We start from the raw sequence: 26,077 nt of genomic DNA on the forward strand, positions 1-26,077 counted from the left end.
GTCAGAGGTGTAGAAGAGACAGGTACGGGCGACCAGGGCGGCGTCCTTGGCGGCCTGTGCCTGGGAGGCGTCCTTGGACGCGGCGATGGCCGCGTTGTACGCCCGGGCGGCGGCGGAGCCGGCGTTGGCGGCGGCCTGGCTCGCCGCGGTGGCGGCGTAGGCGGCCCGGCGCGAAGCCTGGATGGCGGCGTGGGAGGCGACAGTGGCGACACGGGCCGCGTCGGCGGCGCCGCCGGCGGCCTCACTGGCCTTGCGGGCCGCCTTCCCGGACTTGATCACGTCCGCCTGTGCGGCTTGGGCCTCGGCGGCGGCCTTCTCCGCGGCGTCCTTGGCCTTGGCGGCGGCCTCGACGGCACGGGCCGATGCCTCCTCGGCCTGCTTGGTCATCGCGTCGGCCTTCTTGCCCTCGCGCTGGACGACCGCGACCAGTTCCTGGATCTTCATGGACTCCTGGTCGCGGGCCCGCGCGATGTGCTGGCCGATCTCCAGGAACCACTCCACGTCCCTCGCGCTGCCCGAGAGCGCCCGGGTCGCGTACTTCTGTACCTCCGGGCCCGCCTGGAAGGAGAGCTTGGAGACCTCGACCCGCATGTCCTCCAGGCGGGCCGTGTACTGGCCGTCCAGGAGGAACGTCTCCAGCGCCGCCTGCGAACCGTCGTTCAGGGCGGTGTTCCCCACGCGGTTGACGGCCTTGCCGCCCACGGCCATGACCGTGCTCGTCGCCACGCGGAGGTCTTCCATGACGGCGCCCTTGAAACCGCCGGCGAGATAGGCGGCGATGGCGGAGTCACCGCCGTTGATCGCGGCGGTGGCCTCGCGGCGGCTGCCCTTGCCGCCGCCCGCGAGGGAGCTGATGATCGCGACGCGGTTGTCCTCGGCCGTCTCCGAGGCCAGCTTCGTGGCCAGGAAGCTCTGGACGTCGGCGTCGGAGCCGGTGAGCGCCGCCGCGGCGGCGGCCCGGACGGCCTTGCCGCCCAGCAGCCACGCCTTGACGACCTTGGCGCGGTCGGTGTCGGGAAGCCGGAACGGGTCGCCGTCACCGCCGTCCGGCGGTGGAACGGTGGCGGCCAGTGCGGCGACGGGATTGAGGACGAGGCTCGATGCGGTGACGGCAACCGTGGTGGCGGCAACGGCACCGAGAACGCGGCGCCGGCTCCAGTACATGGTGTCCAAAACGGCCTTTCACTGTCGACGCCCGACGGGCGGGCGTGGTCCTTGACCGAGGCAGGGGAGTGCTCTCGGCCGGTACGGGTCGGTGGGTCGCTACGGCAGTTCGATGGCGTTCCAGTCCCAGTGCGCGGCGGCGGGCGCACCCACGGCCGGCCCCCCGCGACGCCACTGGTGTCACGGGGGGGCCGGTTCGGGTGTCAGAGGGTGCCGGCGAGGGAGATGGAACCGAGGGTTCCGGTGATGCCCTGGGCGGTGACCTGTGCGGCGGTGCCCCAGGTGCGGTCGGTGTGGCGCAGGGTGTGCACGATCCGGTTGTCGGTGGTCGTCACTGCCAGCTGGAGCTCGCCGTCCACCGCTCCGGCCGCGAGGGACTTGGCCGTCAGGGTGCCGAGGTAGTCCTTGAGGTCGCCGAAGGGTGCCCAGGTGCCGTTGGCGTAACGGATGGTGTGGTACTGGCGGGTGCCGTTGTCGGTGGCGATGACGAGATGCGCGTCGCCGCCCGCACCGGCCATGGCCACGGAGCTGATGGCGCCGGTGGCGCCGGCGGCGCCGGCCACGTCGCCCCAGACGGTCCAGGTCCCGGTGGTGGCGCGGATCGTGTGGAATGCCTTGCCGCCGGTGACGGCCACGAGCTGCAGTTGGCCGCCGGCGCTGGCGGTGGCGACGGAGGTGACGGTGCCGATCGGGCCGACCGCGCCGGCCACGTCGCCGAACGGCGTCCAGGAGCCGGCGGCGTTGCGCACGGTGTGGAACACCTTGCCGCCCGCAACGGCCACCACGTGGAGGTCGGTGCCGATGGACACGGTGGAGACCTGGGTGATGCCGGTCAGGTGTTCACCGGCCGCGTCGAGGAGCGGGCCGCCGGCGGCGGGGGTCGCGAGGCGGGCCAGGACCACATCGCGGTCGGTACGGGGGACCAGGTCGACGATCCCGACGGCCGTGCCGCCGCTGAGGGTGGCGGTGCCGGCCAGAGTGGGCTTGCCGGCAGGAACCAGGGCGCCGGGGGTGGAGGCGAAGCAACTGGCGGCCGTCGCGATCCATGACGGTCGACCAGGATCCCGGTGCAGGCACGGGAGTGCGCCTCGTCGCCGATGTTCAGCCTCACCACGGAGGTGAGCTGTCCGGCGGAGGCCTCAGGGCCGGATACCGCGAAAGCAGGGGCCGAAGCGATCAGGCCGGACGACACCGCGGTGGCGGAAGCTAACAGGCTGCTGATACGGAGGGTGCGCGAACGAGAAAAGGGCATGCGTGTTCCTTCGGTAGAGCAAGTGCAGGGAAATCCGACCGATACTCCGAGACGTGTTTTCGCCGGGGGTCTACTTGCTCGTACGGATTTCCATGAGCATGAAGTCGCGGCCCTGTTCGTCGGCACTCTCCCCGACGGGGGTCCAGGCGTTCTTGTTCACGTCGAAGGTCTTCTGCTCGGTGCCCGTCTTCATGTCCACCTGGGCCGAGTAGCTGTTGCCCTTCACGGCGAAAACCGCGGGGATCTCCATGGTCAGGTAGCCGGTGTTTCCGCTTACCCGGAAGCAGATCTTCTCGTTCGCACGGGACCAGATCTCCATGAGGTCCGTGGCGCTGCCGCAATCGGCAAGCATGATGTGGCCGTCGCCGCGCTTGAGGGTGATACCCCGCTCCGCGAGGATCTTGTCGGCGTTCGGGTACCCGAAGTCCTCAATGGCGTAACCAGGGCCTTCGTCCGCGATCGCCTTCATCGCGGAGGCGTCCGCCGGGCCGTGGCCGACCCCTGCGGCGATCGCGAGCCACGCCAAGGCGCCCGCTCCCACGGCAGCACAGGCGGAACGGAGCATCACCTTTCGCATCTTCATCGCTGTCCTAGTCGTCGGCTCGGGAAGCCCAGAGCAATGGGTCGACGTGAAGAAAGGCCGCTGTACGGCATGGAAAAACGCCAGTCGTGCGAATGGTGTGCACACATTCCCCCAGCACTCCCCCGCCACCTTCCTTGTACGCGGGACCCAGCATTCCGTGCACAACAGCCCCGTGCACCGCAGGGGTTATCCTCCGCCCGCCGGGAAGCATCCCGCCGGGCGGCCCTCCACATGTAAACACCTTGGTCGAATTCTCGTCCAATGGCACTCAAGTGACCTGCGCCACACCGTGGATTCCAGTGGGGTCGGAGTCGTCAATTCCGAACCGGCCGTTCCGCAATATCGGAACACGTTGTTCCGAGATCGGGGATGGGAAACTTCCGGAGGGTTTACTTCCGGATCCCATCTGTGTCGGATCGGCAGACATGACCGACACTCTGCCGATCAAGATCACGAAACGCAAGCCAGTACGTCAGCTCACCGGCCGCAAACCAAACGGCGGACAGCCGTCGCCCCGAGCCCTGCCGGACGCGCCCCCGGACCCTCCCGGCTAAAGCCGAGGCAGAGCACGGCACTTACCTCGAACCCCCGGTGCGCGCCGAGTACCGCGACGACCGCACCTCAAGCGGGTGCGCTTCGCCAACGTCTTCGCCGAGCGGCGATTGAGCCCGCTCCGGTCAGCTGTTGAGGTCGCGGTTGTCAAAGCGCCGCACGCCCACCGCGACGAAGAGCACCGAGGCGATGGCCAGTACGGCGCCGTCGCCCCACTGGAAGCCGTTCTTCAGTGGCTCGCCCCCGATGTAGCTTCATGCTGCGGGAGATGGCCGCCCTGATCGACAAGTGGCGGGATCAGTACGACTCGGATCACAGCTGAGCGCCTCTGACCTGCCGGCCTCACCTGTCGGTGCACATGAGCTTTCGCCCGGCACGGCGCAGCGGCGATTGCCTCGCGGGGCTGCACGCTCACGGAATCTGAGGCAGCTGCAACCCCGAACAATTGCCGCGCTCCACTTGACATTCACGGCTCATCCTGGCGGATCGCGTGCCGGGCCGCGGGGTTGGCGAGGGCGTGGCGGGGGTCGGTGGCGCGGGTGATGGCGGATTCGACCGAGGCGACGCGGTCCGCGAGGAGGCCGAGGGCGGCGATCGCCCGGGTGAGGGGGTCGCCGTCCGGGCCTCCGAGGGTCTGGTTGCGGACGTATGCGGCCTTGAGTTCGGCCCAGCGGTCGGCCTCGTCCGGGGTGAGGCTGCCGCGGAGTTCGGCGAGCTTGAGGAGGTTGGCCTCGGCGCCGGTGGCGAGGGTCTGGGCCTCGGCGGCGTAGTGGTCGTCGATGACGGCGGTGAGCTCGGCCTCGTTCATGACGGGGTCGATCCGGGCGGTGATCTTGTTCATGTTGCGGTACGAGCCCTGGAGGCGGAACGGCGGTTCGGTGCGGGTGCTGTCGCTCTGGGCGGCTGAGGCGATGTAGGCAGCGTTGACCGCGAGGACCGTCGTACGGACGGCCAGCAGGTGGCGCAGGACGGCCAGGATCCGGTCGAGTTCCGCCGGGGCGTACGGGTGGCTCAGGTGGTCCGCGCGTGCGGACGGATCGTCATCGGCCAGCCGCAGGAGGAGGTCCAGGTCGGCGCGGTCGCGGCCGGCGAGCGGGGCCAGGACCGGGTTGGAGGTGAGGGCGTTCTCGACGAAGCTGGCCGCGAACGCCTCCTCCTTGCCGGTCAGGACGTCGCCGAGGTTCCAGACGTCGGCCCGGTTGGCGAGCATGTCGGGGATGCGGAAGAGCTGTCCGGACTCGGTGTAGGGGTTGCCGGCCATGCAGACGGCGAACCGCTTGCCGCGCAGGTCGTAGGTGCGCGCCTCGCCGTTCCAGACGCCCTCCATGCGGCGGGTGGCGTCGCAGAGGGGGATGAACCTCTGGAGCAGTTCGGGTGAGGTGTGCTGGATGTCGTCCAGGTGGAGGAGGGTGTTGTTGCCCGCCTCCAGGGCAAAGTTGATCTTCTCTACTTCCTGGCGTGCGGTCGCGTTCGGGGCCTCGGCAGGGTCGAGCGAGGTGACGCCGTGTCCCAGGGCCGGGCCGTTGACCTTGACCAGGACCATGCCCAGGCGGTCGGCGACGTACTCCATGAGGGTCGTCTTGCCGTATCCGGGCGGGGAGATCAGCAGGAGCAGGCCATTGCTGTCGGTGCGCTTGGTCTCGCCCGTGGTGCCGAGCTGCTTGGCGAGGTTGTCGCCGATCAGCGGCAGGCAGACCTCGTCCAGGAGGCGGCTGCGGACGAAGGAGGACATGATCTTCGGTCGGTACTCGTCCAGGCGGAGGCGGGCCCGCTCGGCCGCCACCAGGTTCGCGCGGGACCGCTGGTAGGCGCGGAAGCCCGGGGCCGAGTGCGCAGTGAAATCGCCCACCCGGTGGAGGAGTTCGTCGATGCGGAGGGCGAGGGTACGGCCGGTGATCCGGGGGTGGCGGCCGAGCAGGCCCTCGGCCGTCCCGGTCAGCTCGGCGTCCGAGTCGTGGCGGGGCAGGTCCGGGCACAGCTCCACGGCCACCGCCTCCGCGAGGTCGCCGGGGCCGACCGGCTCGCCGCTCGCGGCGGCGTACGCGCCCAGCCACGCCTGCACGAGCTGACGCCGGTCCGCCAGGGCGTCGAGGGCGGCCAGGTCCTCCTCGTACGCGGACGTCCCGGTGGCCCGGCGGAACTTGTCCAGCAGGGTACGGACAGCCGTGCTGGTGACGAAGCCTTCCGGGCCGCAGGCCAGTTCCTCGAAGAGGTACTCGGCGGCCCGGCCCGTGCCCCGGCCGGGACCCATGGCCGAGGCGAGCTCCGCCCGGAGTTCGGCGATCGCCGGCGTCGCCCCGAAGGCGGCCCGGACACGGGCGAGCGAGGCCGCGCGGCGGGCCCAGTTCGCCCGCTCGGGGCCGGTCGTGCGGTGCGCCCAGAACAGCTGGGCCTCGGCCCGGGCCGCCGCCGGGTAGCGCAGCAGGCCCGCCTGCTCGTGCAGGCGCAGGAGCACGGTCAGGATCTCGGCCGCGTCGTGGTCGTGGACGCCGCGCTCGTAGCCTTCGTCGTACGCGGCCTCCGCGGCCCGGCGCACCAGGGCGGGCAGGTCCGCCCCGGCCAGGGCGGCGGGTCCGTGCTCGGTCAGGATCCGTACGGCCAGGTACTCGGCCCGGTACACGTCGTCGTTCTCCGAGGGGAGCGACTGGCCCCAGTAGGGGCGGGTGGCCGCGAAGTCCGGCGAGTCGGTGCCGGCCGGGGAGCGGTAGTCGGTCCCGGTGAGGGCGAAGGCCAGGCCTTCACCGTGCGGAACCAGGGTGAGGTCCAGCGGCTGGGTGTTGACGGCGAACCGGTGCCGGCCCAGGCGAACGGTCCGGCCGCCGTCCGCGTACAGCTCGGCCCGGTCCCGCAGGGCGCGGGCAGCCTCCTGGCGGGCGGCCTTGATCCGGCCGTCGAGTTCCTCGGCCCGGGTGCGCTCGCCCAGGTCCCGCAGCTCGTCGGCCGTGCGGCGGGCCTTCGCGACCATCGGGTCGGAGGCGAAGAACGTGCTGACGGCGTCGGCGTCGGCGAGGGTCGCCGCCCGCCGGGTGACGGTTTCCAGGACCCGGGCGGCGGAGTGCGCCAGCCGTTCGGCGCGGCGGGCGCGGTCGTCCTGGAGGGTCTGCTTGCGGGCGGAGAACGCCTCGTACACGTCGGTGCGCTTGGCGGACAGGGCGGCGAGGAAGGTGTCGGAGTCCGCGAACCGGGACTCCAGGTTCTCCAGGCGCAGCAAGAGGCCGGCCAGCTGCTCGTCGCACGCGTCCGGGGTGTCCGTGGCGGCAAGTGCCGCGGTGACCGCCTGGGCGAGCAGCCCGGACTCGGCCGCGAACTCTGCCTTCCCCTCCTGCGCGAGCAGCTCGCGACGGCGGGCGTCGAGGGTGGCACGGGCCCGGTTGACGCCGCCGAGCACCTCGGCGATCCGCTCCAGAATGGACGTACGCACCGTCGCGTCGCCGATGTCCAGTCCGGCGACGACTTCGGTGACGGTGCCCAGGCTCTCGGTGTGGGTGTCGAGACGGCCGGCGAGCGGTGCGGCGTCGGCGACGGTGGCGATCGCCGCGGCTTCCTCGGTGAGGCGTTCGATGTCCTCGTGGTGGGCGGCGAAGGCGTCCGTGCGCTCGAAGAAGGCGACGGCCCGTCCGGCGAAGGAGCCGATGTCGGACCCCACGTCGTCGGCGAGCCGGTCGATGCGTCCGGTGTCCGCGTAGCGCATCTCCTTGAGCGTGAGCAAGTGCCCTTGGGCCCGGCGCAGTTCGGTGAGCCGGTCCACCCAGTCGCCGGTGGTACGCGGCGCCTCCCCCCGGATGCGGCGCACGAGCGAGGCGATCCGTGCCGCCGCCTCGCCGAGTGCGTCGGCGGCCTGCCGGGTCAGGGTCTGTACGGTCTCGAACTCGGCGAGGACCTGCTCGGCGGTGGCGCGTACTTCGCCGAGGGGCGTGCGCAGGTCACCGAGTTCGGGGTCGCCGAGCCAGTGGTAGCGGTCGGAGGCACGGACGCAGGCGGCGGCCAGGTTCGCGTACACGGCGGCGGTGGGGGGCATGTCCGCGACTGCGGCGGTGATCGAGAGGAGGTCCGAGATGCCGCGCACGAGATCGGCGTTCCCCACTCGGGCCAGTGCTCCCGTGCCGCGTGGCCGGGCGGCGGCGTGGAGGTCGGAGAGGTACGGGGTGCTCCACCGCTGGAGCGGGTGGACCCGGGCCGGCTCCTCCGATTCGGTGCGCAGCACCAGCAGGGTGCCGTCGTCGAAGAGCGCGTACCCGTGGCAGTGCAGCGGAGTGGCGACCTCCCTGCGGATCAGGTTGTACGGGAGCAGCAGGCTGCGGCCTTCCTCGCGGGCGTGGAAGACGTAGAGCACGTCCTCGCCGTTGGGCGAGCGCACCGCCCGCTCGAACTCCAGCCCGTCCGTGGGGGTGTCGAAGGTCTTGGTGAGGCCCGTGGTGAGGTAGCAGCCGCCGGGAAAGACGATTCCCTGGTCCTCGGGCAGCCGGCGGGCAGCCTGACCGATGCCGTCGAGACGGACCACGCTCTTGGTGGTGCTGTTGAAGACGAGGTGCCGGCGGACTTCCTCCTTGTACGGGCGCACCCGCAGGAGGATCAGCGGTCCGACGCGGGCGTGGTCGATGTCCGCGTCGGCGAGGGACTGGAGCGGCTCGTCGACGGGCTCCGAGTAGATCCCGTCGGCCGTCTCGGTGTCGTCCTCCGTCTTGACCGTGAGGGCGCCGCCGACGGTGGCCACGAAGACTTCACCGCCGATGGAGACGTGCGGGTGCCGCCCGAGGACGTGGTCCTCGCGGGTGGTGGGCGTCCAGTCGAAGTCGTGGGACGGTGGCAGGACGTGGTCGCGCTCGCCTCGCGCGTCCAGGAAGCCTGCGGTCCCGTCCGGATGCAGGGTCCAGCGCAGGACCCGGATGTCCGCGCTGGTGTCCCCGGTCTGGAAGACGGCGAGCAGCTTGCCCTCGACGTGGCGGAGCTGGAGGAGACGGGTCTGGCGGTAGTAGCGGTACAGCGCGGCGAATTCGCCGAGGAAGGCCGGGTCGTCGAGGAGGCCGGGGACGGCGGTGTCGGGCAGCCGGTTCAGGTCCCGGTCGTGCAGGGCGAAGACCCTGTCCAGGGTGGTCTCGCCCGGGCCGGGGGTGGCGTTGTGGCCGAAGAGGAGGGTGTCGCCGACGGCCACGATGTCACGGGGCACGCAGTTGTGCTCGGTTCGGATGCCTTCCGAGCCGGCCAGCGTCAGCTCGGCGGAGCCGAACTCCTCGCTCCTGCGGGCGTTGAGGGCCGCAGCCCGGCGGGCCAGGTCGGCGGACTGCGCGACGAGGCGGTCCCGCAGCAGCTCGTAGGTGCCCGCGTCCATGGCGGACGTCGTGCTGGTCATGGTCAGGCTCCCTGCGGGTGGGTACGTACGGTGGCGGCGGCCACGGACTGTTGGAGCGCGGCGGGGCGGGGCCGGGCCGGCGGGGCGGGGCGGGGCCGGCGCGTCAGGTGCGCCGACCCCGGCTGTGGGGAGCAGGCCCGGCCCGGTCAGACCTTGGCCGTCCCGTTGAGGCCGGTCCCGAGCTTCGCCAGCGGCAGGTCGGCGAGTCCCAGCTGCCCCGCCTTGTCCAGGAGCTCGCTCAGCGGCCCGGCCTGAGCGCCACCGCCCTGCATGAGCTTCATGAGCAGCGCGGACACCGTCAGGTTCTGCACGTCTGCCGTCGACACCGAGCCGAGGACACGGGTGAGGTCCTGGGTGAAGTCGGACGTGCCGTCCAGCCAGGGCTTGGCGAGTGCCTGCGCGGTGTCGGAGTGCTGGACGAAGGCGTCCACGCCCTTGCCGAGCGCGATCGAGGAGACGAGGCGGTCGAAGAAGACCGTGTCGCCGCCGACGATGTTGATTTCGGCCTTCTCCAGCCCGGCCGCGACGACCATGGCCTGCGCCTCGGCGACCTGCCGCTGGACGTCCAGCCCGGCCAGGCGGACCTCCTTCTCCGCCTGCAGCCGCAGGCGGTACTCCTCGTGCCCGCGCGACGCCTCGTCCAGCGCGGCCATCGCGGCGGCCTTCTCGGTGAGGCCCGCCGCCTCGGCCTTCAGCTTCTCCCCGATCATCGCCGCCTCGGCGCTCGCCTGGGCCTTGGTGCCCTCGGCCTGCGCCCTCAGCCGCGCCTCGGTGGCTCCGGCCTCCGCCCGTCCGGTCTTCTCGATGGCGTCGGCCTCCTTCTCCCGTACCTGCACCGCGGCCAGCCCCGGCGCCGCGGTCTCGGCCTGGATGCCCTCGGCGAGGCGGAGCTTGGCGCGGGCGTCGAGGTCGGCGGCCTTGACCCGGGCCTCGGCGAGGGTGATCTCCTCGGCCGCCCGGTGGACGGCGGCCTGTTCGGCCGCTTCCGCGGCCTTGATGTCCTTGACGAGCCTCTCCTGCGCCTCGGCCTCGGCGGCGATGACGACTGCCTGCCGGCTGCGCTCGGCCTCCTCCACCGTGCGGAGTCGCTTGATCGACTCCTCCTGCTCGGCGACCGTGCGGTCCACCGCGACCCGCTCGCGGATGACCTCGGCGATGTCACGACGTTCGGCCTCGACCTCCTTCTCGGCGGAGATCCGGGTCAGCGCGGTCTCCCGCTCCCGGGCGATCACCTCCAGCTGGCGGTCCTTCTCGATCCGCTCGCTCTCGATGGCGATGACCCGCTCGCGGTTCTTCTCCGCCACCGCGACCTCGCGGGCCTGGTTCTCCCGCTGGATGCCGAGCTGCTCCTCGGTCCTGAGGAAGGCGCTCTGCGCGCGCAGCCGCTCCTCCTCCTGCACACGCGCCGTCTCGGCCTCCTCCTTGGCCCGTACGGTCTCGATCTCCCGGCGCTGCTTGATCTCCGCGTCGGCCTGCCGGCGCTCCAGCTCCAGAATGGCCTCGCGGGCGTCGACGTTCTGCCGGGTGATCTCCTTCTCCTCCGTGCGCTGGAACTCGTTCGTGCGCACGTGCTCGATGGCCGTCAGCTCGGTGATCTTCCGGATGCCCTGCGCGTCCAGGATGTTCGCCGCGTCCAGCTGGCTCAGCGGGGTCTGCTCCAGGTAGTCGATCGCCGCGTCCTCCAGGCTGTAGCCGTTCAGGTCGGTGCCGATGACCTGGATGATCCGGTCCCGGAACTCGTCGCGCTTGGTGTAGAGGTCGGCGAAGTCGAGCTGCTTGCCGACGGTCTTCAGCGCCTCGGAGAACTTGGCGTTGAACAGCTCCTGCAGGGTCGCCTTGTCGCTTGCCCGGGTGGTGCCGATGGCCTGGGCGACCTTGATGACGTCCTCGACGGTCTTGTTGACGCGGACGAAGAACGAGATCCGGATGTCGGCGCGGATGTTGTCCTGGCAGATCAGGCCCTCGCGCCCGGTCCGGCTGATGTCGATGGTCTTCACGGAGATGTCCATGACTTCGGCCTTGTGCAGGACGGGCAGCACGACCTGGCCGGTGAACGTCACGTCCACCTTGCGCATCTTCGAGACGATCAGCGCCTTGCCCTGCTCGACCTTGCGGAAGAGCCGGCTGACGATGAACAGCAGGGCGAGCGCGATGAGCAGGACAACGGCGATGAGCACGCCGATGCCCAAAGAGATGGCATCCATGGTGAAGTCCTTGCGGTGAAGGTGTGGTGAGGAGCCGGAACGGCTGGAGGCTCAGCCGGAGCTGCGTGGATCCAGGGCAGCGTCGAACGGCGCGGCCCAGAAGAACTCGCCGGGTTCGTCGTAGGCGAAGAGGAGCGCGGTACTGCCGTACGTCAACGGCTCCGAGCCGGTCTGGCGGACCTGCACGACGGCGGTCGAGCCGTCGTCGGAGGCGACCTCGGCCTGACCGAACCCGTGATCCACCCGGCTGGTGCGGATGACGCAGGTCATTCCGATGAAGTCCTGCCGGGAAGGCACCAGGGCAGCAGACCGGAACACGGCGCGCAAGGGCCGTACCAGAGCCCTCGTGACGAAGCCGGCGAGCAGGAGCACTGCCACCAGCATCACCAGGGCGGTTCCGCCGCCGAAACCCAGGCGGTCGGCCAACACGGTGCCGGCGAGGCTGGTGAACCAGGCGACGACGGTGAACACCGACACGGAAACCGCCGCCGGAACACCCACCGCGCCGAACGCGGCAGATCCGGCCACGGTGTCCAGCATGTCGTGTTCGATACCGCCGCAGAGCACCAGGAGCCAGTGGACGACGACCACGGACAGAACGACCGTAAAGATTCCGGTGGGGAAGCCGAGCGCCGCATCGACGAACTCGCGCACTGTTCTTCCCCCTTTGTTCACGCTTCTTCCCGAGGCACACGTCATGGTTCCGATGCCGGCGGATTTTCTGCCTACCGGCACCGGAACCATCCCCCGTGTCCCCCCGCGTCCATTCTGGCCTCGCCGTACGCCCGTCCGCATTGCCGGAGAGCGGCAGTCTTTACGCAATCCTGATGCCGGGTCCCGGCCGTCCGTGCCGGTCTGACAGGGTGGACAACCCGTCCGTCAAGAGGGCGCCATCAGCACACCAAGCGATCGAGACATCACACATCACCACATCACCACCGAGGAGAGCAGTGGCAGGCCGGGAGATACCCGAGGACTATCTGGACGGCTTCACGAGGATCCTGGCCGAGGTCCTCCCTTCCGGACGCCGGCTCACGCGGGACGAGGTGGAATCGCGCCGCGCCGCCGGGGAACGCGCAGCCGAGGCCGGAATCGGGCTGCGGGCCCTGGTCCGGCAGCACCTGTCCACCATGCGCTCCGCCTGCCCCGACCTCCCCCGCGCCTCCCTCGACCTGGTCCTGTCCACGCTCGACCAGGTCGTCGACGCCCTCGCCGAAGGACACGAGCGGGCCCAACTGCTCGCCGTACGCCAGGAGGAGGCAGCCCGACGGGAGTTCATCGACGACCTCCTCCACGGGCGCAGCGACCCCGGGCACCTGGCCGAGCGGGCCGAGCGCTTCGGCCTCCTCCTCTCCCACACCCATGCCGTGGCCGTGGCCGAGAGGCCCGCGGCCTACGACGACGCCCACCCGGCCGTCCAGCGGGTGGAGCGGGCGCTGGTCGGCCGCTTCGGCAACCGCCGGATCCTGCTGACCACCAAGGACGGGCGGCTCATCTGTGTGGCCCCGGCCGACCAGGACGACGTACTCATGTACTTCGCCAAGCAGGCGCACGCCGCGACCGAGGGCGGCCGCGTGGCCATCGGCCGCCCCCACCCCGGAGCCGGCGGCGTCGTCCACTCCTACGAGGAGGCGCTGAACGCCCTCGACCTGGCCGAGCGCATGAGCCTCGACGACTTGGTGCTACGCGCCGCTGATCTGCTCGTCTACCCCGTCCTGACGCGGGACCGGCAGGCGATGGCCGATCTCGTCACCAGCACGCTGGGCCCGCTCAAGCAGGCCCGGGGTGGCGCCTCGCTGATGCTGGACACCCTGGCCTCGTACTTCGACTCCGGCTGCAACGCCGCCGAGGCGGCCCGGCGTTTGAATCTGAGCGTTCGGGCCTTCACCTACCGTCTGGAGCGCATCCAACAGCTCACCGGCGCGAGCCCCGCCGACCCGGTGCACCGCTACACCCTCCAGACCGCCGTCATCGGAGCGAGGCTGCTCGACTGGCCCGCCAAGGAACTGTGACGGCGAGATCGTCGCCGTCACCGGTCCCCGTCATGCGACGTGGGCGTGTTCCTGGGCCTGGACGTCGGCAAGACCGCTCATCACGGCCACGGGCTGACCCCGGCCGGGAAGAAGGTCTTCGACAAACCGCTGCCCAACCGCGAGCGAGCCGAAACTGCGGGCCGTCTTGGACAAGCTGACCGCAAAGTTCGGCACCGTCCTGGTGATCGTGGACCATCCCGCCTCGATCGGCGCCCTCCCGGCTGATCGGGTGCGTCAGCTGACCCACTCGACTGGGACGTTGGGGTAGGTGCCGTGCTTGAGGAGTGGCCCGTCGTAGGTGATCGCACCCTGGTTGATGCTGACGACTACCAGGCGGTCGCCCTTCACCAGGCGGATGTCGTTCCCGACGGTGTGTACGGCGTCGAAGTCGCTGGTGAAGTCGGCCGGCAGCTTGGCGAAGGTGCCGTGCCCGGTGATCTTGCCGTCGTAGATGACCTTGTTGCCCTGACCGACGTTGGCGATCACCAGGCGGTCGCCCTTGAACATACGGACGTCATTGTTGACCGTGATGACGTCGTCGATGTCCTCGACGAAGTCAGCCGGCACCTGAGCGTACGTGCCGTGCCCGGTGATCTTTCCGTTGTAGGTGATGTTGCCGTTGGTGACATTGACCACCACGAGCCGGCCACCCCGGAACAGCCGCAGGTCGTTGCCGATGATGTGCGCCCTGCTGCATGTACGCAGTCCGGCCGCAGAATGCGGACCCGGACGCACGCAGGTCGGCCCAGGACCACCGTTGCGCGGGGCCCGGGACTCCGACTGCACCGGCGCCCGACGCTGGCCGCGACGGCAGAGGACCCGCCGCGTGCTGGCCTGGCTGATGCGAATGGCCGAGATTTCGGCCCGCGGTGCTGCTCGATCAGCAGTTGAGGAAGCCGGAAGCTTGAGCAGTGTCAGTCGCCTGCGCCCGGCAGCGTGCCACAGCTCGGGCCTCCCGGACCGTCGAACTGCACCGAGCTGAAGAAGTCCCGATAGCTCGGGAAGAAGTTGCCCTTGCCGGTCGGGCCGGAGGAGATGACGGACGTGCAGCCGAAGTAGGATGCGTCGGACCACAGGTGGATGGTCGAAGACGTTCGGTTCCAGTCCGACTTGGCCCGGTCATCCATGCCGAGCGCCGCGAGATCCGGCGTGCTGTGCCTCAGCTTGATCATGTCCCCGGTGCCATCCAGGCCCGAGAACATGCAGTAGTAGCCGACAGGGCATCGGTCGTACCCGTCGGCGGCCTGTGCCGCTGGTGCCGGCATCAGGCCCATGGCCGCGACTGCGCCAATCACCCCGACCAGGAATCGCTCGGTTCGCTTCATGATCGGCCCAACGAATCCCTCGGTTTCAGGTCACTGCCTGGATGGACCACAGTCGCGATGACCCAAGGACCAGGAAGGTGGGGAATCATCTGGTCCAGCCGAACCGCCCCACCACGCAGCGGCAAGTACGGATGTTCAAACAGTGTCATCGCCCTCACCATCCGTAGCCAGATGACCGACACTGAGGAGCACATTTTGCCGCCAGTGGGGACCGCCAGCGGGGAGGCGGCGGCCGTCCACGGAGAGATGATCTCGGCCACTGACAAACGATCACGCGCAGCGCCCCGGCTCGGACGCGACGCCGGTGATTTCTGACGACGTGTGCCTTGTTCATCGAATCGGCTGTACGCCCCGTGAAAGCGCGGGATGATCTTGCCCTTGACGTGATCACGGATCGATGGGGCGGGGTGTGTCGGTGGGGTTCTCGACCGTCTTTGATCTGCCGTTTCCTCCTGCTGTGCCGGAGGGTCTGAGGCTGGCGCGCGAGCGTCACATGTCCTGGGTCCGCGGCATGGGGATGCTCGGTACCGAGGAGCAGATCGAGCAGCTGATGGCATGGGGGCCGGAGCGGGCCGGAGCATACTTCCATCCCGGGGCCCGAGGGGACGACCGTTTCCTTGCCTCCGACTTCTACGGGTGGATGATCCTGCTGGACGGTCAGTTCGACGGCCTGGCAGGCCAGGACAGCGGGCGGGCCGAGGCGGTCGTCCAAGGGCTGCTCGCTGTCCTGGACCCGCACACCGCTCCTTCGGCGCCGGTGCTGGCCGGCGAGCGGGCGCTGGCGGACGTCTGGCGACGGCTGTGCTCGGGCATGTCCCCGGCATGGCGGGAGCGGGCGGCCAAGGACCTGAGCGACTTCATCACCGCGTACCGCACGGAGTCCGCCCACCGGGCGACACGGATGTGCCTGTCTCCGGAGAAGTACCTGCGTCTGCGGTTCGACTCGGGCGGCACCGGGATCATCCTGGACATCACCGAGCGCCTGCACGGCTTCGAGATACCCGCCATGGCCTGGGCACATCCGCTGATCCAGCGCATGCGCGACGAGAGCCTGGTGGAGCGGTTCCAGGAGATCAAGGGCGTCGGTCCCTACACGGCCGCAGTCATGGCCTCACCCGCCTCCCGCGACCTCTCCGTCTTCGGCATCGACGTCTGGAACCGGAAGATCTTCGCGCGGAGCATCCTCGGTGTCCCGGACGCCGACGCCGAAGTGATCACCCGCCGCATGAACACCCTCTTCCCCGGTCACGCCGGCACCGCGGCCCTCTACCTCGTCGAGCACGAATACCTCGCCGCCCCCGTCGCCCCTCTCCTCGACCCCGCGGGCATCAGCACCTGGAACCAGGCCCTGGAGGGCACCACCGCCTGATCCTTCCTCGCACTCCACCAGGGCAGCGGCACACCCCGCCACTGCCCTCCCCGTCATGCCCGCAGGCCCTGGAGTCCGGCCACCGCACCGAGGCCCGCAATCCCCCGGCGGAGTGACAGGAACCTGTTCGAGCGAGTTTCAACGCCACGACCTCAGGCCTGCCAAGCCCACCAAGCCGGACCAGAACATCCGTTCACCAATCGCCCCCGATTCGGCCGTGACGCGCCCGATCGAGAGCAGTTCTTAGAGCACCAGTACCAGCCATGCGCCCATCCGGAGGACCCCATGAAGCCCGCGCCGAACCGACTCGACACCGCCGCAGTAATCGAACATCCCAGGCCCGCCCCGTGTACGCGCCCGGTCGCGGGGCGCCGCGTTGACGCCTCGTCCTTCCGTAGCCGCGACTCACGACCGGATACCAGGAGGGCCGCGTGAGCAAGGACTCGACGACCGGAACCGGCACCGCGGGGGTGTCTGACTCCGAGCGACTCCTCTTCGGCGGCGAGCTGGCCTACGACATCGGCTGGGACCGACACGAGGGCGCCTGGCTGGGGCTCGGACTCTGGACCATGGCGCGCGAACTGCCCCGCCTGGCGGGGACCGGCCTGCGGCTCGCCCACCTCGCCGACGCACGAGCCCTGCGCGTGGTCCTGGCCTCCGAGGTCGGCCGTGGCATCACCCAGGCGATCGGCCTGGTCGCCGTGAACAGCATGCTCGGTCACATCCTCGCGGGCGGCAGCACCAACGAGCGCCTCGGCCAGGCCTTACCCGCGCTCACGGTCGTGGCGGTCACGGCGTTCCTCGGCTCCCTGTTCCGCTCGGCCTCGACGGCGGCCACCGGGGCGCTGGAGCCGAAGGTGCAGCGAGTCGCCACCGAGCAATACCTAGGGCTGGTGCACCGTACGGAGCTCGCGGCGATCGAGGACGACGAGTTCCACCGCCTCCTCGACGCAGCCCGGTACGGCGCCGACTCCGCCCGGCGCATGATCCGCTACTGCACCAACACCCTCAACGCGGGTGTGTCCCTGGTCGCCGCGGCCGGCGTGCTGACCGTCCTGCACCCGGTGCTGCTGCCACTCCTGGTCCTGATGACGCTGCCGAGCGCGTGGAGTTCGCTGATGATCTCCCGCCAGAAATACATCTCCTTCCACGCCTTCGTCCAGCACGCCCGCGCCGGGCACCTCCTCGGCCAGCTGCTGACCCAGAAGGAAGCTGCGGCCGAAGTCCGCGTCCACGAGGTCGGGCCCTTCCTGCTCGGGCACTTCCGGACCATGGCCGAGACCAGCGAACGCGAACAGACCCGCCTGGCCCGCCGCGCCGCCCGGATCGGGCTCGCCGCCGACGGCGCCGGCGGCATCGCCACCCTCCTGACCTACGGAGCCCTGGGCGCTCTGCTGTGGGGCGGAGCCATGGACCTCGCCGTCGCCGGCACGGCCGTCCTGGCCATCCGCACCGGCGCCGCGAGCCTCGACACGCTCGTCCTGCAGATCACCGAACTGCACCAGGAGAGCCTCTTCGTCGCCGACTTCGAGCGGCTGTGCCGGGAGGCGAAGACCCGGGCCATCCCCGTCGGCGGATGCGCGCTGCCCGAACGGCTGCGGGAGGTCCGCTTCGAGAAAGTCACCTTCACCTACCCCGGCAGCAGCGGCGACGAGCCGGAGCCCACCCTGCGCGAGGTCAGCCTGTCCTTCCCCACCGGCAAGATCATCGCGCTCGTGGGCGAGAACGGCTCCGGCAAGTCGACCCTGGTCAGGCTGCTGGCAGGCCTGTACCTCCCGGACGAGGGGAGCGGCACGATCTGGTGGGACGACGTCGATGCCCGTACCGCCGACCGCGACCAGATCTTCGGCCGCGTCGCGCTGATGTCGCAGGACTTCTACCACTGGCCCTTCACGTTCCGGGTGAACGTCGGTATCGGACAGCCCGGTCAGGCCATCGACGACCGGGCAGTCGAGGAAGCCTCCTGCTTCTCCGGTGCCGACGAGGTCCTCGACGACCTGCCTCGCGGGCTCGGCACGCTGCTCGCCCGCGGCTACCGCGGCGGGCACCAGATCTCCGGCGGTCAATGGCAGCGCATCGGCATCGCACGGGCCAAGTACCGGCAGGCCGAGATCCTGATCGTGGACGAGCCCACCAGCGCCCTGGACGCGGTCGCGGAACAGCGGGTCTTCGACCAGATCAGGGCCCTGGCCGCCACCACCGGGCAGACGATCGTGCTCATCACACACCGCCTGCATTCCGTGCGCCATGCGGACGTCATCCACGTCCTGAAGGACGGCCGGGTCGCCGAGTCGGGCACCTTCGACGAACTGATGGACCCGGCCACGGGCACGGGGGACTTCCGCGAGGCCTACCTCGTCCAGGCCGCCGCCTTCGATGCCACGATCCCCACCCAACCGGCAGGTGGCCACGATGCCCTGTGCGCCGAGGACCAGGCATGACCGCCGCCACCGCAGCCCAGGACCACGGATCCAGGATGGACGCCCGCCTGGCGGCGGGACTCCACGAGGCCCGATCTCACACCGGTCGGCAGACGGATGCCCATCCGGCTGTCGCCGGAGCCGGACCTGCGCTGATGCTGGTCGACGGCCATCACCTCCTCTACCGGGCCCACTTCGGCTTCCCACGGCGGGTGACCACGGCCAGCGGGGAGGACCTGACGGGCCTGTTCGGGTTCGTCGCCCTGCTGCGCAAAGCCCACCGGGAGCACTGTCCTGACCATGAGGTGGTCGTGGTCTTCGACGCCGAGGACGGCTCCGCCGGCCGAGCCGAGAACGTGCCCGGCTACAAGGCGGGGCGTGCCGGCGCCGACCACAGCCCTGTCGTCCACCTGCCCGCAGCCAAGCTGGCCCTGGACACGGCCGGGGTGCGGTGGCTGGAGCAGCCCGGGTGCGAAGGCGACGACGCGCTCGCCACCCTGGCCCGGATCGCCGCTGACACCGGCCGGGCGGTGGTGGTGTTCTCCGGTGACCGCGACCTGTACGGGTTGCTGGACGGGCAGCGGGTGCGGATCCTCAATACCCAGCTTCCAGCCGGGCGTCAGCTGGTGACGGCCGCGGACGTGGCCACCCGCTTTGGTGTCCTCCCGGTGCAGTGGCCGGACTTCCGGGCGCTGACCGGGGACGCGTCCGACGGCATCCCCGGAGTCGCCGGGGTCGGCCCGGTGACCGCCGGGCAGCTCCTCGCCGACGGTCGCCACCTGGAGGACTTGCCCGAGACCGCGACCGGGCGTGCCGGGACGGGACTGGCCCGTGCCCGCGCGCAGTGGCCGGAGGTTGTGGCTTGGCGGGAGGCGCTCCGGCTCAATGCCCGCGTCCCCGTTCCCGATGGCCTGCTCACCGACCGGGCCACCCCCGAGCTGCTGCCCGCGGGTCGGTTGCTGACGGAGGCCGGCCTGTGGTGACGTTGCCCCGCCCCCGGGCTTCCGTCCGCAAGAGGGCACCGGAACTTGGGAGGGCGTTCCGGTTGTACCTCGGCGGGGAGTCCGCTGGCCTGGTCGGGACGTCGGTGCACCTGGTGGCCCTGCCCACCCTGGCCGTCCTCGAACTGGACGCGACGGCCGGGCAAGCCGCTCTGCTCGCCTCCCTGGCCCACCTGCCCACCTTCCTCCTTGCCCTCCCTGCCGGCGGCATCGTCGACCGGTACGCCAAGCGGGCTCTGCTGGTGTGGACGGACCTGGCGGGGGCCGTCGTCGTCACGGTGGTTCCCGTGGCGGCGCTGGCCGGGGTGCTGTCGATGCCCGTGCTGTACGCGGTCTCGCTGGTCCTGGGTGCGGTGACCGTGCTGCACCAGGCGGCGGCCATCGCGATCGTCCCGCAGCTGGTCGAACCCACCCTGCTGCACCGGGCCAACGCCCGGGTGGGTGCCGCCTTCGGGGCTGCGGACACGGCCGGAACCTACCTCGGCACCGCGGTCGTCGCGTCCGTCGGCGCGGCCAAGGCCTTCTGGCTGGATGCTCTGTCGTACCTGGTGTCCGCCTGCTGCACAGCCCGGATTCCGGACCCCGGTCAGCCGACAGCGGGCGAGGGGCGGCCCAGGCGCAGATTGGCCGGGGAGATCTGGGAGGGCCTGGCCTACACCGCGCGGACTCCACTGGTCCGCGACCTCGTGTCCGCACTGCCCCTGACCGGTGTGGGCGTCGGTGTGACTGGCGCGCTGTTCGCGTACTACCTGCTGACCGCGCTGGAGGCGGGACCGACCGGCCTGGGGATCGTGATGGGCGTCTCCGGCGCGGGCGCGCTCGCCGGCGCCCTGGCAGCGCCGCGGGTCGTAGCCCGGTTCGGCCCCGGCCACACCCTGCTCGCCGGGTTCGCGACCTGCCCAGTGGCTGGCCTGCCCCTGCTGTTCGCCCGGCCGGGGCCCGTCTGGCTGGCCGTCCTCGCCGCGGCGGGCGGGCTCCAGCTCGCCGCCGCGGCGGTGGCGGGTACCACCCAGCGGTCGGTACGCCAGCAGATCTGCCCACCCGGACTGCAGGCGCGGGCGCAGCAGACGTCGACCTGGCTGGTCTCCGGGAGCAAGCCCTTCGCCGCCCTGGCCGGCGGCGCCGTAGCCACCGCATACGGGGCACGTACCGCGCTGGCCGTCGGGACGCTGGTGCTGGTCTTGCCGGTGATCGTGCTCTGGCGCTCCCCGGTCAGCCGCCTGACCGCGATGCCCGTCCCCGCACCTCCCCCTGGCGACTCCGCCCTCGCCCGCGGTGCGCCTCCCCCCGCTGATGCCGCAGGAGCGGACCCTCACCCGTGAGCGCCGCCGACTCCTCCATCCCGCCCTCCCACCGACCTGTGAGGCCCTCTTGACACCCTCCCGCGCACACATCCGCGATCTCGTCACCGCCTACCTGGAACGTCACCCCACTGAAGCGCCGCTGCTGTCCCCCCTGTTGCGGCTGCTGGACGAAGACGCCGAGCCCACGAGCCGCTCGACCATGCCGGGGCACATCACGTGCAGCGCGGTCGTCGTCAACCACGACCGCCGTGTCCTGCTCGTCCACCACAACACCTTCGGGCTGATGCTGGCACCCGGCGGGCACGTCGAGACAGGCGATCGCTCGCTGCTGGAGACGGCGCTGCGCGAGGTCCACGAGGAGGCCGGCATCCCGCCCGGCGCCCTGTGCGCCACCGCCACCTACGGTCCATTACCCATTGACATCGACGTCTTCGACATCGACGCCAACCCGGCCAAGGGCGAAGGCGCGCACCAGCACTGGGACTTCCGCTTCGTCTTCCAGCTGGTGGACAGGGACGTCGAGGTCACGGTGCAGCCGGAGGAGGTCTCGGCCCCAGAGTGGCTCGCCTTCGACAAGGTCACGGCCCCGCAGCTGCGGGCGAAGCTCTGTGCCTCCGGACTCGACGGCCGCATCGAGCCGGTCAACGCCTCGGCGTTGATCCACGACGGGCACGGCCGCTACCTGCTGCACCTGCGCGATGACCTGCCCGGCATCTGGGAGCCCGGGGCCTGGGCGCTGCTCGGCGGAGGCCGCGAGCCGGGCGACACCTCGCTCGAAGACACCGTCCGCCGTGAACTGCGTGAGGAAGCCGGGCTCGAGCCGGGCGTCGTGGAGCCGTTCGCCGTCGAGCTCGCCACCGGCACCGACGGCCTGACCGTGCCGGTGCAGGTGTTCACCGCCCAGTGGAGCGGCGATCCCGCCCGACTGCCGCTCACCGAGGGCGTGATGCTGGCCTGGTTCCACCCCGACACCATGGCCCGCCTGAGGCTGAGCCCCTCCACCCTGGACCTCGTACGCCGGCACGCCCAGCACGCCGCCCGCAGCACGACGGCGCCGCAGGACGGAGCCGTCGGGCCGGACAGGTCGAAGGCGGGCAGCACCAGCGTTCCGCACATCGTCGGCGTCCACCTCTACCTGGAACGCGACGGCCAGGTGCTGCTCGGCCTGCGGCACCCCGGCTCCGCGTACGCCGGCGGCACCCACCACTTCCTGGCCGGGCACTGCGAGCAGGAGTCCGCGGTGGCCTGCCTGGTCCGCGAGGCGCAGGAGGAGGCCGGGCTGCTCATCGACCCGGCTGACGTCGAGCTCGCGCACGTGGTGCACATGGTGGACAGGCCCGGAGACCAGCCCAGAATCGGGTTCGTCTTCCGCGCCCGGCAGTGGACGGGGACACCCGAGGTCCGGGAGCCGGACCGGTGCGTCTCCTGGAGCTGGTGGCCTGCCGACGCCCTTCCGGAGCCGATCGTCCCCTACACCCGGACCGCGATCGAAGGCATCCGAGCCGGTCGCCCCTACACCGAGCTGGGGTGGACCTGACCGCCCCGCGCTTCCCGCCCGCAGTCCCCGTCCCCCTGCCTAAGGAGTCATACGTGCTCGATCCCCTCGTACCGCCCGCCCATGCCGGAGTCGCCCCTGAGGAGAGGGCAACGGCCGCGCGGGCGGAGATGGTCGCCGGGCTGGAGGCCGCCGGCCACCTTCAGCCCGGCCCGGTCCGGGACGCGTTCCTCGCGGTGCGGCGGGAGGTGCTGATGCCGCAGGCGTACGTGCGGCGCAGCGGGCCGGACGAGACCCCGCCGCGCTGGGACCTGCTCGACTGGGGAGTGCCCGAGGACCGGGAGGAACTGCTCGGGCTGCTGTACTGCGGGGAGAGCGTGCTGGTCCAGCACGACGGCGAGCCGGTCCTGGGCCGGGTGCCGGCCCCGCGGTCGGGCGGGTCGATGACGTCGATGTCCAGCACGGCCGGGATGACCGTCGCGCTCCTGCAGCGTCTCGGCCTGCGGCCGGGCCAGCGGGTCCTGGACGTCGGGACCGGTGCGGGAGTGACCGCGGCCGTCGCGTGCCTGATCGCGGGTGATGCCGGGGTGGTCACCGTGGACCGGGACGAGCACGTCACCGCCGCCGCCCGCGAGCGGCTGGCGTTGCTCGGCCACCGGCCGACGGCCGTGACGGGGAACGGGCACAATGGCTGGCCCGCCGGCGCCGACTACGACCGGATCTTCGTGTCGTACGCGGTCACCCGGGTGCCGCAGGCCTGGCCGCAGCAGTTGGCTGCCGACGGCCTGGGACTGGCAACCTTGTCGACGTCCTCGCCGTCCTGGCCGGGCCTGGCCGTCCTCACCAGGACCGGCAGCGGTCGCGTCCGGGCCCGTCTGGAAGCGGTGCGGCTCGGGCACCGGGCGGGCCACGGCTGGAGCCAGCTGTACCTGAAGCCCGGTCTGCGGGGCCGGATCGAGGCCGCGGACGGGGGCAGCACCCGCACCACGCACACGGGCCCGCCGCCGGATGATGCGCGGGGTCTGTGGCTGGCCCTGGACCACCTGCACCCCGGGCTCGTACGGAACTGGGCCGCCGACTACCTGGTCATCGGGGCCCCCGACTGCGGATCCTGGGTCACTGCCAGGCCGGACGACTCCGGAACGTGGACGGTCACGGTCTGCGGGCCCCGCGACATCTGGGCGGAGATCCAGGACACCGCCACCCGATGGCAGGCTGCCGGATCCCCGTCCTCCTACCGGCTGCACCTCGAACCGGACGGAACCCAGTGGGTCAGCGCCGGCAGCGGTTCGGCCGAGTTGTCCTGGCAGCTGCCCGCCGCCCTCCAGCCGGCAGCGACAGTCCCATCGCCGTCCGAACCCACCCTGTCGCAGAAGGAGTCCACCCCATGACCTCGCCCACCCCCGCCTCCACCACTCCCCGGTCCGGCGCCTGCCAGTGCGGCAAGCTCCGCTTCACGGTCTCCGGGGAACCCGACTACCCCCACACCTGCAGTTGCGGGCACTGCCAGCGCCTGTCGGGGGGACCGATGATGTCGTGGGTCTCCTTCCCGCTCGACGGTCTGGCCTGGTCCGGCGCCGAGCCGTCGTGGCACTACACGTGGCCGGACTCCAGGCGCGGCTTCTGCCCGGCCTGCGGCAGCCAGGTCTGCGCCCTGGACGACGGCGCCACCAGCATTGCGGTCACCCTCTCCGCGCTGGGCAACCCGCCCGACCTGGTCCCGGTCAACCAGTCCTTCCGGGAGACCGCCGTGCCCTGGCTGCCCCAGGTCCCCGACACCCGCAGCTGACGGCCACGCCCACACCACGAGATCGGAGAGCCGTGTCCCTGTTCGACTCGGTGGACCGCCACTACGCCCGCTACCGTCCCCGACTTCCCGACCAGGTCGTCCAGCTCCTGGCCCGCGAACTGGTCGGCGCGGCAGCACCCAGACTGCTGGACCTCGGCGCCGGCACCGGACAGGTCGCCCTGTCCATGCTCCCCGCCCTGCCTCGCACGGCCCACCTTGACCTCGTGGACCAGGACGGGGGGATGCTCCGCACCGCGCTCGACGAGCTCCGACCGCACCTGGGCGAGCGCACCGCCACGGTGCACGCCCTCCCCGCCGAGGAGTTCGCCCCCACCCAACCCGGCTACCAGGCGGATCTGGTCACATGCTGCCGCGCGTTCCACTGGATGGACCGCCCAGTGGTGCTGGCCATGGCTGACCGGGTGGCCGCTCCACACGCCGCCGTCGCAATCATGGGCGACGGAAGCCTCTGGACCCACAAGGCCGAGTGGACCGTCGCGCTCAGGACCCTGATCCAGTCCCACCTGGGAGAAGACCGCCGCGCCGGCACCACCGGCACCTACCGCGAGCCCGGCCGCCGCTACGAAGACGACCTCGCCGGCTCCGCGTTCAGCGACATCGCCGAGCACCGCATCCCCTTCAACCGCGCCTGGACGCCCCGCAGCGTCCTGGGCTACCTGCGCTCCACCAGCTTCGCCCGGCCCGATCTCTTCACCGACCACGCCGCCTTCGAGGAACCGGCCGAGGACCTCCTCCTTCGGCACGCGCAGGACGGGGTCCTACACGAGGACGGCGTGTTCACCGTGCTGCTCGCCCGCCGCCCGGGGGTGGCGCGGTGAGCGGCGGGGCCCGGCACACAGTGCCGGTCGACGTCCACCTCATTCTGCGGCGCGAGGGTGAGAGCGGCCCGGAGGTGCTGCTGTCGCGCCGGGCCGGACCCGTGTATGCGTCGGGCCTGTGGCATCTCCCGTCCGGGCACCTCGATCCCGACGAGAACATGGTCGAGGCCGTGATCCGGGAGGCTCGCGAGGAGACGGGCGTGCTGATCACGGCGGAGGACGTGACCGCGGCCGTCACCGTCCACCACCGCCCACCGACGGGCTCCCGTTCCCGCGTAGGTGTCTTCTTCGAGGTGCGCCAGTGGGCTGGTCGGCCTCGGATCATGGAGCCGGACCGGTGCGACGGCATGGGCTGGTACCCACTGGACGCCCTCCCCGACCCGATGGTGGCGTACTGCCGGGCCGGACTGGACGCCTACCGCGCAGGTCTGCCCGCCGCCGTGCACTTCCAGCAGCCCGGCGACGCCATCGAACACGATCAGCAGGGCCGCGACCGTACCCGCCTCCTGGCCGGACCGCCCGTCGATGGGGTGGAGCTGCCGTACCGGCTGCGGATGTTCGCAGAGCAGGCCATCGGCACGATCAGCGGGGCAACAGAGGTGTCCTGGGTGCGCACCGGCAGCCGGGTGTGGCGGCTCACCGGGCCAGGTGGCGGGACCTGGTATCTGAAGCGGCATCGCGGGGCGAAGTTCCATGGCCGGGAAGTGGTCGCGTACCGGTCGTGGGTGCCTAGGCTCGGGCCGCGGGCTCCCCGTCTCGTCGCGGCCGACACCGACACGCAGGCCGTCATCGTCACCGCGCTGCCCGGGCGCCCGCTGCACGGCATGGTCCTCGACGCGGTCGAAGAAGCGCGCGTCCAGTACGCCCTGGGCCGCCTCGTCCGTGCCCTGCACGGCAGCGCACCCGAGCGGCCCGCCGAAGTCGCAACTGCCGCCGCCAAGATCAAGCGCCATCTGGAGAACGCCCGGCCGTACTTGGAGGACGGGGACGAGGACCTGGTCCTCGCCCTGGCTGGCACCTACGCGGACTTGCCGAAGCCTGTTCTCGTGCCCACGCACGGGGACCTGCAATACCGCAACGTCCTCATCGGAGACGACGGCAAACCGCTGCTGTTCGACTTCGAGCGCTCCGAGTACAACACCGCGACCCGGGACATGGTGCGGCTGAGCGACACCTGGAGTGGCCGGCCGGACCTGCGCGGCGCGTTCCTCGACGGCTACGGCCGGCCCCTCACCCCTGACGAGGAACTCCGCCTGGACTGCGAAGCCGCCTTCGACGCCGTCTCCGGCATCGCCTACGGCACCCGCCACGGCGACCCCGAGGTCACCGAACGCGGCCACCGCACCCTGCGCCGCCTCCACACCGTCCACCACCCCTGAACCCCGGCCCCACCAGCC

18 protein-coding genes and 1 pseudogene are annotated in these 26,077 nt (G+C 71.1%); 11 read left to right on the forward strand and 8 right to left on the reverse strand.

The genetic code is table 11. The features are described 5' to 3' along the window. From GPJ59_RS02430 to GPJ59_RS02455, 6 genes are all read right to left on the reverse strand, one after another. The coding region (locus GPJ59_RS02430; RefSeq protein ID WP_219664710.1) for an ALF repeat-containing protein at positions 1-1,164 on the reverse strand (1,164 nt) is incomplete at its 3' end. Positions 1,165-1,367: 203 nt separating this feature from the next. Further along, positions 1,368-2,066 carry a hypothetical protein gene (locus GPJ59_RS02435; RefSeq protein ID WP_219664669.1) on the reverse strand — a complete coding sequence of 233 codons (699 nt, stop codon included), beginning with the start codon at positions 2,064-2,066 and terminating at the stop codon, positions 1,368-1,370. Between the two features lie 420 nt (positions 2,067-2,486). Further along, positions 2,487-2,981 carry a hypothetical protein gene (locus GPJ59_RS02440; RefSeq protein WP_258023754.1) on the reverse strand — a complete coding sequence of 165 codons (495 nt, stop codon included), beginning with the start codon at positions 2,979-2,981 and terminating at the stop codon, positions 2,487-2,489. A gap of 1,036 nt (positions 2,982-4,017) precedes the next feature. Then, positions 4,018-8,901 (reverse strand): DNA repair ATPase, encoded by a 4,884-nt coding sequence (locus tag GPJ59_RS02445; protein ID WP_219664670.1) that lies wholly within the window; start codon positions 8,899-8,901, stop codon positions 4,018-4,020. Positions 8,902-9,047: 146 nt separating this feature from the next. Further along, positions 9,048-11,105: a flotillin family protein gene (locus GPJ59_RS02450; protein ID WP_219664671.1), complete on the reverse strand. Its 2,058-nt coding sequence runs from the start codon at positions 11,103-11,105 to the stop codon at positions 9,048-9,050. 51 nt (positions 11,106-11,156) lie between these two features. Then, complete coding sequence (locus tag GPJ59_RS02455) at positions 11,157-11,759, reverse strand: hypothetical protein (RefSeq protein WP_219664672.1); 603 nt, start codon at positions 11,757-11,759, stop codon at positions 11,157-11,159. Between the two features lie 296 nt (positions 11,760-12,055). Here GPJ59_RS02455 and GPJ59_RS02460 point away from each other — a divergent pair, with 296 nt between their 5' ends. Next, positions 12,056-13,117, forward strand: coding sequence for a PucR family transcriptional regulator (locus GPJ59_RS02460; RefSeq protein ID WP_308120091.1), 1,062 nt, complete (start codon positions 12,056-12,058; stop codon positions 13,115-13,117). A 39-nt stretch (positions 13,118-13,156) separates the two neighbouring features. Next, positions 13,157-13,358, forward strand: a pseudogene (locus tag GPJ59_RS02465) (IS110 family transposase); the annotation flags it as partial. Positions 13,359-13,372: 14 nt separating this feature from the next. Here GPJ59_RS02465 and GPJ59_RS02470 read toward each other — a convergent pair. Both GPJ59_RS02470 and GPJ59_RS02475 read right to left on the reverse strand, forming a co-directional pair. After that, positions 13,373-13,777, reverse strand: a complete 405-nt coding sequence (locus GPJ59_RS02470; protein WP_219664674.1) for a hypothetical protein — start codon at positions 13,775-13,777, stop codon at positions 13,373-13,375. Positions 13,778-14,052: 275 nt separating this feature from the next. Next, entirely contained in the window at positions 14,053-14,463 is a 411-nt protein-coding gene (locus GPJ59_RS02475) for a peptidase inhibitor family I36 protein (RefSeq protein WP_219664675.1), read from the reverse strand. 493 nt (positions 14,464-14,956) lie between these two features. On the opposite strand from GPJ59_RS02475, the gene GPJ59_RS02480 reads away from it, so the two are divergent. The 9 genes from GPJ59_RS02480 (at position 14,957) to GPJ59_RS02520 (ending at position 26,059) form a co-directional block, all read left to right on the forward strand. Beyond that, on the forward strand, positions 14,957-15,832 hold the full coding sequence (locus GPJ59_RS02480) for a terpene synthase family protein (RefSeq protein WP_219664676.1): 876 nt from the start codon (positions 14,957-14,959) through the stop codon (positions 15,830-15,832). 569 nt (positions 15,833-16,401) lie between these two features. Next, on the forward strand, positions 16,402-18,273 hold the full coding sequence (locus tag GPJ59_RS02485; protein WP_258023757.1) for an ATP-binding cassette domain-containing protein: 1,872 nt from the start codon (positions 16,402-16,404) through the stop codon (positions 18,271-18,273). Then, on the forward strand, positions 18,270-19,235 hold the full coding sequence (locus GPJ59_RS02490) for a 5'-3' exonuclease (protein WP_219664677.1): 966 nt from the start codon (positions 18,270-18,272) through the stop codon (positions 19,233-19,235). Before GPJ59_RS02485 ends, GPJ59_RS02490 begins: the two co-directional genes overlap by 4 nt. Positions 19,236-19,297: 62 nt before the next feature. Further along, on the forward strand, positions 19,298-20,575 hold the full coding sequence (locus GPJ59_RS02495; RefSeq protein WP_258023752.1) for an MFS transporter: 1,278 nt from the start codon (positions 19,298-19,300) through the stop codon (positions 20,573-20,575). Between the two features lie 49 nt (positions 20,576-20,624). Next, on the forward strand, positions 20,625-22,094 hold the full coding sequence (locus tag GPJ59_RS02500; protein ID WP_219664678.1) for an NUDIX domain-containing protein: 1,470 nt from the start codon (positions 20,625-20,627) through the stop codon (positions 22,092-22,094). Between the two features lie 53 nt (positions 22,095-22,147). After that, positions 22,148-23,443 carry a protein-L-isoaspartate O-methyltransferase family protein gene (locus GPJ59_RS02505; RefSeq protein WP_308120092.1) on the forward strand — a complete coding sequence of 432 codons (1,296 nt, stop codon included), beginning with the start codon at positions 22,148-22,150 and terminating at the stop codon, positions 23,441-23,443. Next, entirely contained in the window at positions 23,440-23,841 is a 402-nt protein-coding gene (locus GPJ59_RS02510; RefSeq protein ID WP_219664679.1) for a GFA family protein, read from the forward strand. The genes GPJ59_RS02505 and GPJ59_RS02510 overlap by 4 nt, the downstream gene beginning before the upstream one ends. A gap of 32 nt (positions 23,842-23,873) precedes the next feature. Beyond that, a complete protein-coding gene (locus tag GPJ59_RS02515; protein WP_219664680.1) occupies positions 23,874-24,680 on the forward strand; it encodes a class I SAM-dependent methyltransferase in 807 nt (268 codons plus the stop codon). Then, positions 24,677-26,059 (forward strand): phosphotransferase, encoded by a 1,383-nt coding sequence (locus GPJ59_RS02520; protein WP_219664681.1) that lies wholly within the window; start codon positions 24,677-24,679, stop codon positions 26,057-26,059. Before GPJ59_RS02515 ends, GPJ59_RS02520 begins: the two co-directional genes overlap by 4 nt. Positions 26,060-26,077: the final 18 nt, after the last annotated feature.

Source organism: Streptomyces bambusae, from assembly GCF_019400985.1.
GTDB lineage: Bacteria > Actinomycetota > Actinomycetes > Streptomycetales > Streptomycetaceae > Streptomyces > Streptomyces bambusae_A.